General features: G+C 47.8%; 10 protein-coding genes. All 10 read left to right on the top strand.

Annotated features, from left to right (window positions below; all coding sequences use genetic code 11):
* The first annotated feature begins 66 nt into the window (after positions 1–66).
* The 10 genes from NCI00_RS02395 (at position 67) to NCI00_RS02440 (ending at position 17,828) form a co-directional block, all read left to right on the top strand.
* Positions 67–681 (top strand): RNA polymerase sigma factor, encoded by a 615-nt coding sequence (locus tag NCI00_RS02395; RefSeq protein WP_166559763.1) that lies wholly within the window; start codon positions 67–69, stop codon positions 679–681.
* Positions 682–773: 92 nt separating this feature from the next.
* Positions 774–1,865: a FecR family protein gene (locus tag NCI00_RS02400; RefSeq protein ID WP_253524634.1), complete on the top strand. Its 1,092-nt coding sequence runs from the start codon at positions 774–776 to the stop codon at positions 1,863–1,865.
* 79 nt (positions 1,866–1,944) lie between these two features.
* Entirely contained in the window at positions 1,945–5,394 is a 3,450-nt protein-coding gene (locus NCI00_RS02405; RefSeq protein ID WP_253524636.1) for a TonB-dependent receptor, read from the top strand.
* Between the two features lie 32 nt (positions 5,395–5,426).
* Positions 5,427–7,040, top strand: coding sequence for a RagB/SusD family nutrient uptake outer membrane protein (locus tag NCI00_RS02410; RefSeq protein ID WP_253524638.1), 1,614 nt, complete (start codon positions 5,427–5,429; stop codon positions 7,038–7,040).
* Between the two features lie 246 nt (positions 7,041–7,286).
* A complete protein-coding gene (locus tag NCI00_RS02415; RefSeq protein WP_253524640.1) occupies positions 7,287–8,162 on the top strand; it encodes a 3-keto-disaccharide hydrolase in 876 nt (291 codons plus the stop codon).
* The gene (locus tag NCI00_RS02420; RefSeq protein WP_253524642.1) at positions 8,131–9,996 is read left to right on the top strand and encodes a DUF4962 domain-containing protein; all 1,866 of its coding nucleotides are present in this window, start codon (positions 8,131–8,133) and stop codon (positions 9,994–9,996) included. The genes NCI00_RS02415 and NCI00_RS02420 overlap by 32 nt, the downstream gene beginning before the upstream one ends.
* 6 nt (positions 9,997–10,002) lie before the next feature.
* Positions 10,003–10,812, top strand: a complete 810-nt coding sequence (locus NCI00_RS02425; RefSeq protein WP_253524644.1) for a 2-oxo acid dehydrogenase subunit E2 — start codon at positions 10,003–10,005, stop codon at positions 10,810–10,812.
* 638 nt (positions 10,813–11,450) lie between these two features.
* Complete coding sequence (locus NCI00_RS02430; protein WP_253524646.1) at positions 11,451–14,636, top strand: SusC/RagA family TonB-linked outer membrane protein; 3,186 nt, start codon at positions 11,451–11,453, stop codon at positions 14,634–14,636.
* A 58-nt stretch (positions 14,637–14,694) separates the two neighbouring features.
* Entirely contained in the window at positions 14,695–16,470 is a 1,776-nt protein-coding gene (locus tag NCI00_RS02435; protein WP_253524648.1) for a RagB/SusD family nutrient uptake outer membrane protein, read from the top strand.
* A 143-nt stretch (positions 16,471–16,613) separates the two neighbouring features.
* On the top strand, positions 16,614–17,828 hold the full coding sequence (locus NCI00_RS02440) for a mandelate racemase/muconate lactonizing enzyme family protein (RefSeq protein WP_253524650.1): 1,215 nt from the start codon (positions 16,614–16,616) through the stop codon (positions 17,826–17,828).
* The last annotated feature ends 126 nt before the right edge of the window (positions 17,829–17,954 follow it).

The raw sequence follows: 17,954 nt of genomic DNA on the forward strand, positions 1-17,954 counted from the left end.
TTCTTAAAAAAAACAGCCTTCCGTAGAGTATGATGCTCTCGGAAGGCTTCTTTTCCAAGAAAACTCATGGTGAAACTCCCCGACAACCAATCGACCTTTTCTGATCTTCAGCTCTGGCTTCAGTTGAAGAACGGAAGTGAGTTGGCCTTGGGTAAACTCATCAAAAAATACTTCAATCCTTTACAAAACTACGGCTACAAGTTTGTCCGCGACGAAGATTTTGTGAAGGATTGTGTTCAGGAAGTTTTTATTGAAGTATGGCAGCGCCGCGACCGCCTCAGCACGCCCGACAGTGTACGGGCCTACCTGTTGAGTTCGGTTCGGAAGCGGGTGCTCCGCGAAGGATTTCGGCAGCAAATTATCAAGGAAGACGAACCCCTCGACCTCGAAAATAATTGGCATTTTATTGAACTTCCGCACGAACGATTGATGATTGAAGAAGAGCACGAAGCCCAACTCAAACACAAGATAGGCGCGTTGCTCAACCAACTCCCTAAACGCCAGCGAGAAGCCATTTATTTGCAGTTTTACCAGAATTTGGAGCGCGAAGAAATCGCCCAAATCATGGATATTCACCCGCAATCCGTCTCTAATTTATTGCAAACGGCGTTTAAGTTATTCCGCCAAAATTGGCAAGTAATCTATGCTTTGCTGGGAATACTCGATTTGTTTATTTTTTAAAAATCCCGAAAAAACAAGTATTTCTCTTCTCCTATTGCCATCTATAAAAAATGCCCCTTGGCCTCTGCCAAATTTAACGAAACCGTTCCTCTATGAATACTTTGTATCGCAACTACCGATTCGAAGATTTTGCCCGCGATGAGCGCTTTCGTCGGTGGGTTCTTGACAACGAACCAGAAAGCACCCATTACTGGACTGAGTGGATGAACCAAAATCCCGACTGTGGCGAAACAATACAGTTGGCCAAGGCCTTTTTGTTGGCGCTTGAAAACGACGAAACCACCTTCAATCAAGCTGAGTTGGAACGGATTACCCAACACATAGTGGCCATCCCCGAAAAACCAGTGGTGTCGTTCTGGAAAAACACCGCCTTTCGTTTGGCCGCCTCCATTCTTTTGGTGGTAGGGGTAGGATTTGGCTTGTACAAATACCTAAGCACACCTTCTCTTCCACTCGCGGAGGTGGAAGATTCATTTCTGCCACAACTTACCAATAACTACCTAGAAAGCACCAATCAGACTAATATTCCGCAAAAAATCAGATTGGAAGATGGCAGCACCGTTACGTTGTATCCTAAAAGCAGCCTGCGTTATCCCACCCCCTTCAACGCCTCACGAAGAGACGTATATTTAAACGGAAAAGCGTTTTTTGACATTGCCAAAAATCCACAAAAACCATTCTGGGTCTATACACATCATATCTCAACGCAGGTATTGGGAACGAGCTTTATGGTCAATTCTTTTGCGGATGCCCAAGAAGCAAAAGTGGAAGTAAAAACGGGTAAGGTATCGGTTTATACCCGCAAAGACCTCGAAAAAGCCAAAGAAAGCCAACAAAACGTGATGGCTGGCGTAGTGCTGACGCCCAACCAACAGGCGGCATTCTTAAAAAATGAAGAGCGCCTCTTCAAATCCATCGTAGAGGCCCCCGAAGCAGTGGTTGAAGCCCCCAAACAAGAATTCATTTTTGAAGAAACTCCTGTATCTCAAGTGTTTAAATTTGTAGAAAAGATGTACGGCATTTCGGTCATTTATGACGCAAAGACCATGGAATCCTGCTACCTCACCGCCAACCTCTCCGACGAATCACTTTTTGACAAGCTTGATTTAATCTGTAAAATCACCCATTCTACCTACGAAATGGTTGATGGTCAAATCATTATCCACAGTCGAGGCTGTAAATAGAACTTTTTCAAAAAAAAACGTTAAAAAACAAGTATCTTAGCTTTACATCTGCCATCCATGAGAAAACCACTATTTCATCATGGATAAATTCTACCAAACAACCAATCTTCTCCGAACACTCATGAGAATTTCCTTCACACAGATGATTATTGCCATTCTGTGCATGAGTGCCTCTTATGCGCACGACGCGGTGGGTCAGGAAATGCTTGACCAAAAAGTAACCCTTAAGCTTTCCAACGAGGATTTGAAAAGCACATTGGGTGCCCTTGAACGCACCACCAACGTGCGGTTTATCTACAACCCTAAGGAAATCAAGGCCAATCAAAAAATTAACATTAACGCCCAAAACGAAAAACTAAAGTCAGTGCTTGAGCAAGTACTGACGCCGCTCAACATCAGTTTTGAGGCCAAAGGCAAACAAATTGCCCTTTTCAAAAAAGCGGTGGGGTTTATCGAAACACCTCTCCAAACTCCAAATCTTCTGCAAAATCAGTCCATTGACCGGAATGTAACCGGTAAAGTGACCGACGAAAAAGGTGAGGCATTGGTCGGGGTAACGGTACAAGTGAGAGGAACCACCCGGGGAGCTACATCAGACGCGCAGGGCACCTTCCGTATTTCGGTAGTGGATGAAAAATCGGTGTTGGTATTTTCCTACATCGGCTACGCCAAACAAGAAATTACGGTGGGCAACCAGACCAATTTCAACATCAGCTTGGTGGTAGATGATAAAAGCCTCGAAGAGGTCGTGGTGGTAGGATACGGAACCCAAAAGAAAGTAAATCTGACGGGGGCCGTGTCGACGGTAGATTCCAAAATGATTCAAAACCGCCCAAGTAGCAACTTAGCCAACGCCCTTCAAGGAACAACCCCCGGCTTAATTGTAACCCGCGTAACGGGGCAGCCCGGTAATGAAAGCCTCAACCTGCAAATCAGGGGCGCAACCACCGCCAACGGCGACGTGCCACCCCTCGTGATTTTGGACGGAGTAACAGTACCCAGCTCCACGCTCCTCAACATGAACCCCAACGACGTAGAAAGCATGAGTGTGCTGAAAGATGCCGCCGCCGCCGCTATTTATGGCGCACAGGCTGCGGGAGGGGTAATATTAGTAACCACCAAAAAAGGAAAAGCGGGCAAAGTAACTTTTGATTATTTGGGTCAATACGGTACCGAGTGGGCCATCAATGTGCCCGAACGATTGAGTTTATTGGACGAAGCCAATCTGGTAAATTTGGGACAACTCAATGCAGGCGCAGGCCCCGAATACAATGCATTTGACTTGGAACAAATCCGTAACAACGTACCGTACGTGGTCAACCCTGCCGATACCAACAACTACTTGTTTTATAATCAAGAGCCACTTACCGACCGACTTTTACGGAAATATACGTCAATGCGTACGCACAACATCACAGCGCGCGGCGGTACGGATAAGTTTAACTTCATGGTTTCGGGCGGTTATTACGAAAAACAAGGCGTTTTTAAGGTCGGCCCCGACAACAACAAACGCTATAACCTGCGCGTAAACTTAGGCACTCAGCTCACCAAACACCTTTCGTTGGATACCAGAATTGCCTATACCCTCGAACAAACCCGCCAGTCTTCTTCAGGAGCCGATGGCGGCGGGCTTTTATACCAAGTGTATCGCCTACGCACCCGAACGCCTTTCTTCACGCCTGAAGGCCGCTACAACGGTGCTGGTTCGGCCGCGTCGGCCTATGCTGAGTTGGAATCGGGAGGCTACAACAATCTCGACAAAAACTTCTTTGACGGAACTTTTACCCTCAAAGCCGCCGAAATCGTAAAAGGCTTGACCCTTCGGGCCGTGGCAGGAACACAGTTCCGTCCCCAAAACCGCAACACATTTTTCCGGACGGTTCCTTTGTGGGGCCGCAACAGCATCTCGCGCTACATAAATCAGGTAAACTCCTACCGCGTTACCCGCGATTTGACCAAAAACTTGAATTTACAATTCTTGGCTGATTACAATTTCAAAATCGGCGACAAACACAGCTTCAGCGTATTGGGAGGCTATCAGTGGGAAGACTCCCGTTTTGAAAGTGTGTTTACCCAAGCCAACAACCTTGTAAGCAACGACTTGCCTACGCTAAGCCTCGGCGACGACGCCACCAAAAGCAACAGCGAGACCATCCGGACCTATGCATTTCAATCAATTTTTGGTCGTTTCAACTACAATTTCAGCGACAAATATTTATTTGAAGTGACCGTTCGCCAGGACGAGAGCTCCAAACTTGCACCTGGCCTGCGTACCCAAATTTTCCCTGCGGCATCGGTGGGTTGGAACGTTCACCGCGAAGCCTGGTTTGCCAACTCATTAGGATTTATCTCTGAGCTTAAACTGCGCGGCTCATGGGGCCGTTTGGGAGGTGCTTTGGGAAGTACCCTCGGTTTTTATGACTACCTAAACCAATTGTCGAGAAGCTCAAACCTTGTATTGGGCGATGCCCGGGCTTCCTATATTGGTCAAACGTTTATTCCGTCGGCGGCACTTTCTTGGGAAACCATCGAAACCACCAACGGAGGGGTTGACCTCGGATTTTTCCAAAATCGTTTGCAGGCCAACTTTGATTATTACGTCAAATTCAACCGGAACATGCTCACCCCGCAGCAGCTTCCCGCCACCATCGGGATTGCCACTCCGCGCAAAAACAACGGAGAGCTGAAATCATGGGGCTGGGAACTTGACCTGCGCTACCGCGACCGCATCGGCAAAGATTTCAACTACAATGTTTCGTTCAATCTTTCCGACAACCAAAACAAACTCATCAATTTCTCGGGCCGTCGAGTTATCAATGCGGGCTTCAACAGCCTTATTGAGGGTTACCCCATCAATACCCTTTGGGGCTACCAAACCGCTGGGTATTTCACGTCAGCGGATGAAGTCAAAGCTTCTCCATTCCAAGACAACCGTACAGGCCCAGGCGACGTAAAATACATCGACCGCAACGGTGACAACCGCCTCACGGTGGGCAAAGGAAACGTGGAGGATTTTGGTGATTTAGTGTATTTGGGTACCGACCAACCCCGTATGTTGTTTGGCTCAACATTGGGATTTGATTGGAAAGGCTTTGACTTCATGGTGTTCTTCCAAGGGGTTGGCAAACGTCGCTTCCGTCCCAATACCGAGTCGATTGCCCCTCGTTTAGTGACTTGGAAACAACCTTTGGCCATTCACGCCGACTACTGGACTCCCGAAAATCCTGACGCCCTTTATCCTCGTCCATTTACGGGTGCTACGCACAACTACGTAGCCTCTGACAAGTGGATTTTGGACGGCAAATACATGCGTCTTAAAAACTTCCAAGTAGGCTACACCCTGCCAAGTACGTTGACTAAGCGTGTTAAAATTGAGCGCGCCCGCTTCTTCTTCTCAGGACAAGATTTATTTACAATTTCGGGCTTGGGAGCATTCCAAGGCTATTATGACCCCGAAACCCGCAACGGTGTCGAAAACGATTATCCGTTTTTTGCCACGGCATCAGTGGGTTTGAACGTCTCTTTCTAAGCACCGAATTTTTAATTTTAGCACTTTCGAAAATGAAAAAAATACTTAATTATACCGCTTACACTTTCGCATTGATGCTGGGACTGTCGGCCTGCGAAGTGAACCGCCTGCCCGAAACCGCCATCAGCGACGATACCTTCTGGCGCTCAGAATCTGACCTTAAACAAGCCGCCAATTACCTGTACACTTGGATGCCCGGGTTTAATACCGACGACAACTGGTCGGACGACGCCATTGGTTTATCGTCAAACGGTATCAGCGACGGCTCACGTTTGGCTCCCTCTACCGACGGGTCGTACAACACGCCGTACCAACTCATCAGAGCCGCCAACAACATCATTGAGAAAGCTCCGCGCGCTACCGAAGCCAGCGCCGCAATCATTGACCGGTACATCGCTGAGGCTCGCTTTTTCAGGGCTTTTGGTTATTTTTCGTTGGTACAACGCTACGGCGACGTTCCCTTGATTTTGAAAACGCTCACCGATGATTCTCCCGAGCTAACCGCCGCTGCCGCCCCACGTGAGCAGATTGTTGATCAAATGTATCAGGACTTGGATTTTGCCGCTTCAAAATTGCCAACTCCTACGCAGTTGGGCAATGCCAATTATGGTCGCATTTCCAACACCGCCGCCTTGGCATTTAAAGCCCGCGTAGCGTTGTTTGAAGGTACACGGGCCAAATTTCACAATTCGGGCAACTCTGTCAAGCACTTAACGGCCGCTTTAAACGCCGCCAAAGCAGTCATCGACAGCAAACAGCACGATTTGTTTGGCAACTATTTTAACCTGTTTCAATACGAAGGAGAAGGTCGTCAAAACCGCGAAAATATCATAGTACGCCAGTACGGTGTTTCTACCACTGACCGGGTTTCAACCCACGCTTACTACCGGGGTTCTATCGAAAACGGCAATACCAATCCTACAAAAGCGCTTTCTGATTCATACGTGATGAGCGATGGGTTGCCCATCACAAAATCACCGCTGTACAAAACGCCAACGGCTACCATTGAGATATTTGCCAATCGCGATGCCCGGATGATTGCCACTTTTATGAAACGTGGCGACGCTCAAATGACCACCAAACCCATCTTCGACGTAGCCAACCTTTCGTTCAATAAAACGGGTTACATGTTCCGCAAGTTTGCCAACGTCGACGACTGGAACACACAGGCATCCCTCATCGACCGCCCCGTTTTGCGCTACGCCGAGGTACTACTTACTTACGCAGAAGCCCGTTTTGAGTTGGACAACGCCATCAGCGACGCCGACCTTGACTTAACCCTCAACCGCCTACGGGCCCGCGCAGGAGTAGCCAAATTGACCAATGCTTTTGTAACCACCAATGGCTTGACGATGCGCGAAGAAATCCGTCGCGAGCGTCGCGTAGAATTGGCCCAAGAAGGATTCCGTTATTGGGATTTGATTCGTTGGAAAACTGCCGAAGTTGAGCTTCCGAAGCCCATTTTAGGCATTTATTTCTTTAAATCAGAGTTCCCGCCTGCGACCGTCAACCTCACACCCGATAACTTTATTTTGGTGCAGGCCGCCAGTTTCCGCAAGTTTGACCCTGCCAAAGATTATTTGTGGCCATTGCCCATCAACGAAATATCACTCAACCCATCGTTGAAACAAAATCCCGGTTGGTAATCGTAGTGGTATAGGATGCTTACATCCTACACCCTTCAAAAGCCCCTACAGGATACCAAATTTGGGGTATTTTTATCCAACACAAACCTTTAGAGGCACATAAAACACCTACGAAACAACGGTGTGTTTTGTGTGCCTTTCTTTTTTTCGATAAAAACACTTTAGTAGTCAATAGTAAATGCGGGTCATAATTCTCTTGATGCAGTAGCAAAGAATAAACGTTTGTACCAACTACTCACAACCATCATGAAATCTGTCATTACTACTTCTCGACTCCTTTCCTGCTCATTGGCCCTCCTGCTGGTGGGAATCATGTCGTTTATCCCGCCCAAAAAGAAAGACAAAGAAGATTGGATTTCTTTGTTTAACGGAAAAAATATCAAAAACTGGACGGTCAAAATTCACCACCATGAGGTAGGTGATAACTACGGGAATACGTTTCGGGTGGAAGATGGCATCATCAAAGTGCGCTACGACCAATATGATAAGTTCAACGAGCGCTACGGGCATTTGTACTTCAACACGCCTTACTCCTATTATCACCTTAAAATGGAGTATAGGTTTACGGGAATATGGCGCAAAGATGCTCCGAGTTATACCGAACTCAACAGCGGCGTGATGTTTCATTCACAAGACCCCCGCACCATGCCCAAAGAACAGGATTGGCCTATCTCGGTAGAAATGCAGTTTTTGGCAGGACTGGCCGACGGCAAACCACGCCCCACGGGCAACATGTGCTCACCGGGTACCGACGTGATTTTTGAAGGTAAAAAAGACCCGCGTCACTGCATCAACTCAACCTCCAAGACCTACCCCAAAGAAGAATGGGTAACGGCAGAACTCATCGTGTTGGGCGACTCGCTCATCACGCACAAGATCAACGGCGAAGTCGTGCTACAATATGCAAACCCGCAAATCGGCGGTGGAGTGGCTAATCGTTATGACCCCGCCATCAAACAAGATGGAAAAATGCTCAAGGAAGGATTCATTGCCCTACAAAGCGAAGGGCAGGAAATTGATTTCAGAAATATTCAACTCCTGAATCTGGAAGGCTGCATGGACCCGAAATCCAAATCATACCGACCGTATTATGTCAAAGACAACCCTTCAAAATGCAGGTAAAAAACTAAAAACAGTTCTCTGTTGCCTGTATACTGTGTTTTTTCTATGGGCAACAGAGTCCTGCAAACCAGCGGAAGCCACCCCGCCCATGCCTGAATTTACGGGCATTTTAAAAAACATCAAGGCTGAGCATCCACGCCTGATGCTTTCCAATGAGCGCATAGAAGAGCTGAAAACATTACAAAAAACCGACCCTACGCTCGATAAATACATCAAAGCGGTTTTGGCGACGGCCAACGCCATGCTCACCAAAGCACCTTTGCAACGGGTGCTGGAAGGCCCCCGGCTACTGGGCGTAAGCCGCGAACTACTCAACCGAGTTACGCACCTGTCGCTAAGCTACCGCCTCACCAACGACAAAAAATACCTAACTGCCGCCCTTACCAATCTGAAAGCCGTTTGCGCGTTTTCAGATTGGAATCCCTCTCATTTTCTGGACGTTGCCGAAATGCTACATGGCGTAGCGATTGGTTATGACTGGCTATATGCCGACCTGAGCCAAGCCGACCGAGACGTGCTTCGAGAAGGCATCAAAAAACACGGATTGGCCGAATACCGCAAACGCTACGCTACTGAATGGTGGAGCAAAGCCGAAAACAACTGGAATCAAGTATGCAACGGCGGACTCATCGTAGGCGCATTGGCAGTAGCCGAAACCGACCCTACTTACGCGCGAGATTTCGTTCCTTTGGCCCTACAAAATATGCCCGTAGCCCTCAAAAACTACGCCCCCGACGGACTTTGGTACGAAGGCCCTGCCTACTGGAGCTACGCCACGGAGTATTTGGTGTACGGCATGGCAGCGTTGCAATCAGCTTTGGGCACGATGGGTGACTTGGAAAAATCGGCGGGGTTAGATAAAACGGGCTTAGTTCCGATGATTTGTACGTCACCCAATTATGGTTTTTTAAACTTTGCCGATGCGGGCGAAAACAGCAAATCCGACGCTTCCAAAGCCTTTTTTTATTTGGCTAAAATCTACAACAACGCCAACATTTCCAACTACGCCCACGAAGTCATCAAAAGCCGCAGTTTATTGGCGCAGCCACACCATGTGCTGTGGTACCAAGCACCCACAACTAGCACTCCTACCCGTGATTTGGACAGTTATTTTAAAGGAAAAGTAGAAGTGGTTACGATGCGAAGCGCTTGGAACGACCCTAATGCCCTTTGGTTGGGCGTTAAAGGCGGGGTGAACAGCTCTGAACACTCGCACCTCGACTTGGGTAATTTTGAGCTTGAAGCGGGTGGCGTCCGCTGGGCGCGGGATTTGGGCTCCGACGATTATAACCTGCCCGGCTACTGGACCATGGGCGTGGGCGGCCAACGCTGGGCATACTATCGCCTCAATTCGTTCAGCCACAACGTGCCGCTGTTGGGCAATAAAAACCAATATGAGCTGGCCAAAGCAAATTTTATCGAAACCAATCTAAACACCGCAACCCCGTCTGCAGTACTTGATTTGACGGAAGCTTATCGCGATTTCTCATCCAAAAGCACCCGAAAAATCAGCATGATTGAGACCCGAAAAGCATTTTTAATCGAAGATACGCACAAGTTAACCAAAAATACCGAAGTGGCTTGGGGCATGACAACCGCCAACCAAATTGAGCTTTTGAAGGGCGGGAAGGCTATTTTACGCAATTCTACCATCACCACCCGAACCCTAGAAGCTGAAATCATCGCTCCCGTAGGGGCTGAATTTACGGTAGAATCCGCGACGCAAAAAGCCCCCGAAAAATTGAATACGGGCAACAGCCGCCTGATGCTGCGCCTGCCAAATCAGACGGGAGAAATAAAAATTGTGGTTAAATTAACGCCGAAGATGTCTTAATACTCCATGAACCCTTCGGAAACCTTCAATACAACGTGGCGCAAAACCGCCTCCACGATTTATAAAAAACCCATTGATTCAAAGATTTTCGGCTCGGTCGAAATCGACATTACGGAGCTAGAACGCTACATTCAGGCCCAACGCAAAGCGGGCGTCAAAGCCACACTGACCCATTTTTTCCTGTTGGCAACGGCCCGGGCCATCAAAGAAGAAGTGCCTGAATTTAATACCTACCTCAAACGCGGCAATATCTACACCCACCCGCACATCGACGCCACGGTGAGCGTACTGCGCCACGACGGCGAAATGGGTTCGGTCAAAATGAACAACATTGACACTTACACCTTGCCCGAACTCGTCGAATACCTCCGCCAAGAAATCCGAACCGCCCAAAAAGGAGAAGATACCTCGAAGGCCATGAAAGATTCGTTGGCTCGCATTCCGTGGCCATTGCGCGGCATGGTCTACCAATTGATTAAATACATCACGGTGCATTTGGGGCTCTCGATTCCGTTCCTGAACCTGTCGGCCAATCACTTCGGGGCATTTTTTCTGTCCAATATCGGCAGCCTCGGGCTGGATATTGGCTACCCTGCGTTGTTTCCGTCGGCCAATGTTTCTTTTGTGCTTATCATGGGTGGCATTTCCAAAAAGCCTTGGGTGGTCAACAACGAGATTGTTCCGCGCACCATTATGACCCTCGGTGCCGCCCTCGACCACCGCGTGGTTGATGCCTCTCACGGCGGCAAATTGTTTACCTATTTGAAAAAAGTCGTCGCAAAGCCCGAATTGCTGGAAAAAATATCCTCTCACTAATCTAACACCCTTCTTAAGCTACTGCTTCCCCAAAAAGTAGATTATTTTTATATCCATCTATCAAAGATGAATATACGTTGGTCAATGTAATTTTTGAGCAACAAAAGTCAGTTTAATTTTTTTAAGTTACCCAAACGTAGAAACCTAAAACTGCAAACGTAACCGCAAACGTTTGCGTAAAATTTACCAGCAGAAATTTGGGTTATCTATTGTCTTATTTTATTTATTAATAGTAATTTACCCATATTTTTAAAGTAGAAAAGGCCCAAAACTTCTTTTAAAACAAAATCAAGTTTGCTTTCTTTCGATTTTTCTTCACACACCACTATTGTACTTTTTTAATAAACACCCTTTTGATAGTTAGCATCAAATAAGTACTTTAATCATAAATATTTCACCCAAAACAGCAATCTCAAGCGTTCAGGTGTGACGCGGCCCGTTTCTGCAATTCAAAGTTTGAGTTTTATCAAAATTAACCCAACGTCAAGGCCAAGCTGCGATGTCGCGGTGCATCTCAGCTTTATTGCTCAAAAAGACCCATACAGCTTACGCCCAAAACACAAATTTGGCAACCGCCTTTCTTATTCTTGCTATACGCTTACCTTTTCTCAATAATTTCACTCAAAACAACTTAACAAATGAAAAAACAATTACACGTATGTTGGCAAATCGCCCGGAATACGCTTTTAGGCGGTATTTTAGGGATATTTTGCCTAGCGAGTGTAGCCCGAAGCCAAAGCATTTCGGGACAAATCACGGCGGCTGAAAACGGCGAAGGTCTGCCCGGCGTCAGCATCCTTGTAAAAGGAACCAACCAAGGAACAACCACCGACAATACGGGAAAATACACCCTCAAAGTACCCAACAGCAATAATACAACGCTCGTGGTGAGTTTTATCGGCTACTTGAAGCAGGAAATTGCGGTAGCAGGCCGCTCGGTCGTCAACCTTTCCCTTGAAATCGACACCAAAGCCCTCGAAGAGGTCGTGGTGGTCGGGTACGGCGTACAGGAAAAAGTAAACCTAACGGGAGCCGTCGGAACCGCCGACAGCAAGCGCCTCATGAACCGCCCCATTGCCAATGCGGGTGAAGGTTTGCAAGGCGTGATTCCCAACCTAAACGTCAACGTTCGTAACGGTGACCCTGCCGCCGCCGTAACGTTCAACATCCGTGGCTATGAATCTATCAACGGTGGCTCACCACTTGTTTTGGTCGACAACGTGCCAATGGATTTGAACCGAATCAACCCCAACGATATTGAGAGTATCAGCGTACTGAAAGATGCCTCTGCCGCCGCCGTTTATGGCGCGCGTGCGGCGTTTGGGGTAGTTTTGGTGACCACAAAAAGTGGTAAAAGCGGCAAAGTGACGGTCAATTTCGGCACACAGACGTCGTTGGCCAAGCCTATTTTTAACATGGATGTTGTAACCGACCCTTACGAGTTTGTACAGGCCCGTAATGCAGCCAATATCCGTACCAGTGGCGTACCTTCCTACGACGCCGACATGGTGGCAGGGACAAAAGCTTATTCAGAAAATCCCGCCACGGCTCCTCAATGGAAAGTAGTCAACGGAGCGCTTCGTTACTACGGTTTTAATGACTATCAAAACCAAATCATGACAGACTACGCCCCGACCAACCAATCGGATTTATCGGTTTCGGGTGGTTCTGACAAGTCGAAATTTTTTGTCTCGTTAGGATATTTCAGCAAGGATGGTTATTTGAAAGAAAAATCAAAAAATGAGACCTTCAAACGCTATAACATCTTAGTAAAAGCTGATTTTAAAGTAAATGACTGGTTGAGTTTGGACGAAAAAGTGGTTTTTAACTCAGAAAACAGCAATAAACCCCACTTCTACAACTGGGACGTAAACATCAACTCGCTGGCGCGTGTTCCGCCCATCATGCCGATTCAATTTCCAGATTTACCATTTTATGTAACACAAGGCGACCGGGAGAAGTACGCACCCTATATCGGTAAATATTTCGGCGGTACCAACTTCTTCCCATACCTAAAAGACGGTGGCCGCACCACTTACACCAACAACGACATCTGGCTGACCCAAGGTGTAACCCTTACGCCGCTAAAAGGCCTAAAAATCCGTTCGGATTTCTCGTACAACATTTTCAATCGCATGTACCAAGATGTACAAAGCAAAATTGAAATTGTGGACGCCAACTTGTTGGCTGCCAACCTAATAAGCAATGGTTTTAGTGGTGATGACTGGATTCGTAACGAAAATACGTACAATCAATACTACGTTTTCAACGCTTTTGCGGAATATAAATTACCGCTTTCGGTAAACCACAACATGACCGCGATGGTGGGTTTCAACCAAGAACGCGGCCAAAACCGCTTTACGGGCGCACAGGCCCGAGGGCTTATCACGCCGCTGGTTACTGACCTAAACGCCACTACGGGGGTTCAGCAAACCTTCGGTAGCAAGTCACATGTGGCTTTGCGCGGGGCTTTTTACCGCCTAAATTATAACTACCGCGAGCGGTATTTGATTGAATTGAACGGGCGTTATGATGGCACCTCACGCTTTCCGCAAGACAGCCGTTTTGGTTTTTTCCCCTCTTTCTCGGCGGGATGGCGTATTAGCAATGAAAACTTCATGGCGGGGACCAGCAAGTGGTTGGACAATCTGAAAATTCGGGCTTCGTACGGAACACTGGGCAATCAGCTATTGGGCAACAACTTTTATCCCTACGTTTCTACCATGGGCACGGGCCAATCTCCCTACATTTTTGGCACGGGTACCATCCCGGTAGTAACGGCGGCGGGTTTGGTAAGCCCAAGCCTGACTTGGGAAACGGTAGTTTCCAAAAACATTGGTCTTGATTTTACCATGCTGAAAGGCCGTTTGGATGCTTCTTTTGACCTCTTTACGCGGGATACCAAAGACATGCTCATGAACGTGACCTATCCGGCTATCTTAGGAACCAACGCTCCACAAGAAAACGCCGCCGACCTACGCACCAAAGGCTGGGAACTGTCTATGACATGGCGCGACCGTATCAAAAAAGATTGGAACTATGACGTAACCCTCGCCCTTTCTGACTGGACGGCCGAAATCACCAAATTCAACAACCCCACAGGCGCCATCAATAACTACCGCGTAGGACAGCAATTGGGCGAAATCTGGGGATTTGAAACCGTAGGCATTTTCCAAACCGCCGACGACGTGGCCAAAGCGCCTAAACAAACCAACATCGGTAACAACTGGAGAGCGGGCGATATTCAGTACGCCGATATCAACGGCGATGGCAACATCACCCTCGGTAACAACACCGTGGGCAACCCTGGCGACCGTAAAATTATTGGTAATTCTACACCTCGTTATAGCTTTGGTATTAACAGCGGTATTAGTTACAAAAACTTCCGATTGGGATTGTTCTTTCAGGGAATCGGCAAAAAAGACCACTGGCCTACATCCGACAACTGGACGTGGTTTTTCCCCTTCAATGCAGGTCACGTAGAGCGTTATTACATCACCGATACCTGGCGTGAAGACAACCGCGACGCGTATTTCCCCGCCGCACACATTTCAACCAACGACAAGAAAAACGTGCAGGTACAGTCGCGGTATCTGCAAAGTGCCTCTTACATCCGTTTGAAAAACATCACGTTTAGCTACGACCTACCGCAAAACCTAATCAAGAAAATCGGCATGGGCAGAGCACAGGTGTTTGCTACGGGCATGAACCTCTGGGAATATACCAAAATGCGTAAGCCTCTGGACCCCGAATCCATTCAATCGGCGGCGATTGAGTACCCTATGCAGCGAATCATGACGTTGGGCTTAAATGTGTCATTCTAATGGCCTGATTCACCAAAACCTGATGTTGGAAGTAATTAAAACAGTAAAAGAGAAAAACATGAAAAAACATATCATAACCCTCGGCATTTTCACAACCACGCTTCTGTTCAGCGGTTGTAATGACGATTTTTTGGAACGCTATCCACTCGATAGAATCACCAACGATACTTTTTGGAATACCGAAAACGACTTGCGGGTGTACAACAACAGCATCTACGATCTAGCCCGCAACGACGATAACGTGCCCATCTTGATGGCGCACCACAACGGGTTTGACAGTCACTGGGCAAGCGTATGGTTTCAGGATGAGTTTGCCGACAACATGGCCCCCCGCCACGCGCGCCACACGGTATTTCAGCAGGTACGCGCCGGCAAGCACACCGTTCCAGCCGCTCCACAGCAGTTTGGTTACAAAGGCTGGAACTTTGTCAGAGCCTGTAACGTGGGCTTGGCCAACTACGGTAAAGCCAACGTTGCCCAGAACATCAAAGACCGTTACATTGCCGAAGCACGTTTGTTTAGAGGCTGGTTTTATGCCGAAAAAGTATCCAAATTCGGCGATGTGCCGTGGGTAGAAAAAGAACTCAACACCGAGTCGGAGGAGCTGTTTGCTGCCCGAATGCCACGCGAGCAAGCCATGGAAAAAGTGTTGGAAGACCTGAATTTTGCTGCCACCAAACTCCCCGACAACTGGGGCGACGGCGGTGCGCCGGGCCGTCTCAACCGTTGGGCCGCGCTGTTGGTTAAATCACGCGTGTGTTTGTTTGAAGGTACTTGGCGCAAGTATCACGGCGGCACCGACCCCAACAAATGGCTACAAGCCGCTGCCGATGCCGCCAAAGAATTGATGGACAAAGGCCCATACAGACTGTATACTACGGGAGACCCTCAAAACGACTATAACGCCTACCACCGAGTCTTGAACCTTGCTGGCAACCCTGAAGTATTGTACTGGCGCAAGTATCAACTGGGCGTATTTACCAACCACGTACAGTCTTATTTTGAATACGCCGGCGGAGCTACCAAAAGTTTGGTGGAAGATTATTTGTGTACCGATGGTTTGCCGATTTCATTGTCACCGCTTTACAAAGGCGACGGCAAAATCGAAGATGTATTTGAAAACCGCGACCCGCGTTTACGCCAAACCGTGCTTCACCCTGCCGATGCCGCTAAGTACAAATATCACTTGGGCGATGGGCGCACGTATCCACGTATCTTGGGTATGGCGGGTGGCTACATCTCCGAAACAGGCTATCACATTATCAAGCATTACAACGCCGACGATATGATTGGAAAAGCCTTTGACACGGCAGAAGCCCCGGGTATCATCCTGCGTTTTGGCGAAGCTTTACTGAACTATGCCGAAGCACAGGCTGAATTGGGCAAAATCACCCAAGGAGACCTTGATGCCAGCATTAACAAACTCCGCGACCGCGTCAAAATGCCGCATCTGATGCTGGCCAATGTCCCCGTTGACCCACGTTACACCAGCGACGGCGTAGCGCCCATCATCGTCGAAATCCGTCGTGAGCGTCGAATTGAGCTGTTCATGGAGGGCTTCCGATATGGCGACCTCAGACGTTGGAAACAAGGTAAAAAACTTACCATTCCTACCATGGGTATGCAATGGGACGATGCCGCCAAAGCCCGCTACCCGGGCGTGGTGGCAAAAACCTCCGTTGACCCTGTTTCAAAGAAAACCTACATCGACGTCTATCAGGGAACTGATTTTGCCAACCCAGTTTTTGACGAAAGCAAACACTACCTGTGGCCTATTCCGCTGAACTCACTGGCCGAAAACCCCGCCATTAAGCAGAATCCAGGCTGGCAGTAAGTCATTTATAAATAATTTTCAAACGCTGCCAAGGCTTGTTACTCGCAATTTCAAGCTTTGGCAGTTTGTTTTGTAAAAGTCAAAACTATCCGTAATACCTTCCCAGTTAGGCTAGCCAACCATTTACAGAAAAGGTAAATCTCATGCTCAATCGCCGTAATTTCTTCAAAAATAGCCTTGTGGGGGCGGCTTATTTTACGTCTCCAGTTAGCACTGATACCGACGAACTTCCTCATTGGCCTCAACCCAACTTAAAAACACTCTTTCCCGAAATTATTAAGATTGAATCCGTCGAACTGCTTAAAACACAGGGAGAATTAATGCTCGTTGTCAGAGCAAACGGTCAGCTCGGCATAACGCAGTGCAACGACCGAATGCAACACCTTACCTCCTTGCTGAAAGGGCTGGTATTGCCGCATTTTGTGGGAAAAGATGCCCGCGATTTACCCCAATGTGTAGACAACGCCTATCGCCTCAACAGCAATTATAAATACGCGGGAATGCCGCTCTGGAACTGCATCGGTAGCGTCGAAATTGCCGTCTGGGATTTGTTGGGAAAACTTCTTCAAAAGCCTGTTTATCAATTGCTGGGCAAGCAAGTTAGAAGCGAATACCCAGTCTATATTTCTGATTTTAACCGCGAAGGTGACCCCGAAAAAATCGCTAATCAACTCTTGGAAAAACTAACGGTAACGGAAGCCAAAGGGGTAAAAATAAAAGTAGGCGGACGCATGGTCAATACTCCCGAAAATGCCGCCCAAACCCGAAAATACATTCCGCTGTTACGCAAGATTTTGGGCAATGAAATCATCATTTACGCCGATGCCAACGGCTCCTACACCCCGCACGAAGGCATTGAAACGGGAAAAATGCTCGAAGATAACGGCGTAGCCATTTTTGAAGAGCCCTGCAATTTTGAAGACGAAGAAGGCATGAAAATCGTCACCAAAGCCTTGTCTAAAATTGTACTCGCTGGCGGAGAGCAAGACAGTAGCTTGTATCGCTTTCAGCGCTTGGCACAAGACAAAGTCTATGACCTTCTCCAACCCGACATGTACTATAACGGCGGTATATTACGGGCGCTGCAAGTGGCCGAAATCGCCAAAAAATACGGTGCCGTGGGTATTGCACCGCATACCCCCAAAGCTGACCCACTCATCGCTCCCTTTTGGCAGGTGGCAGCGCTGATTCCCAACCTCTACGGCTTGCAAGAATTTGTTTATAATCCCACCGAAAAAAAGCCAACTTGGCATTCCGATATTCGCTTAACAAAAGGAAAAATGACCATTCCCAATCGAGCAGGTTTAGGAATAGACTATGACCCATCCATCTGGCAGTCGGCTGAAAGAATTGTGTAAAATGAAAACTTTTGCGCTAAAATCTAGGCGGATATACATTAAAACGGCACGTTCTGTGGGTTTCATCTCGGATTTTTATGGTAAATCTGCCCAATTCCTGCTTTTTACTAAAGAGTTTTACATTGT

This window comes from Runella salmonicolor, assembly GCF_024158025.1.
GTDB classification, from domain to species: Bacteria; Bacteroidota; Bacteroidia; order Cytophagales; family Spirosomataceae; genus Runella; species Runella salmonicolor.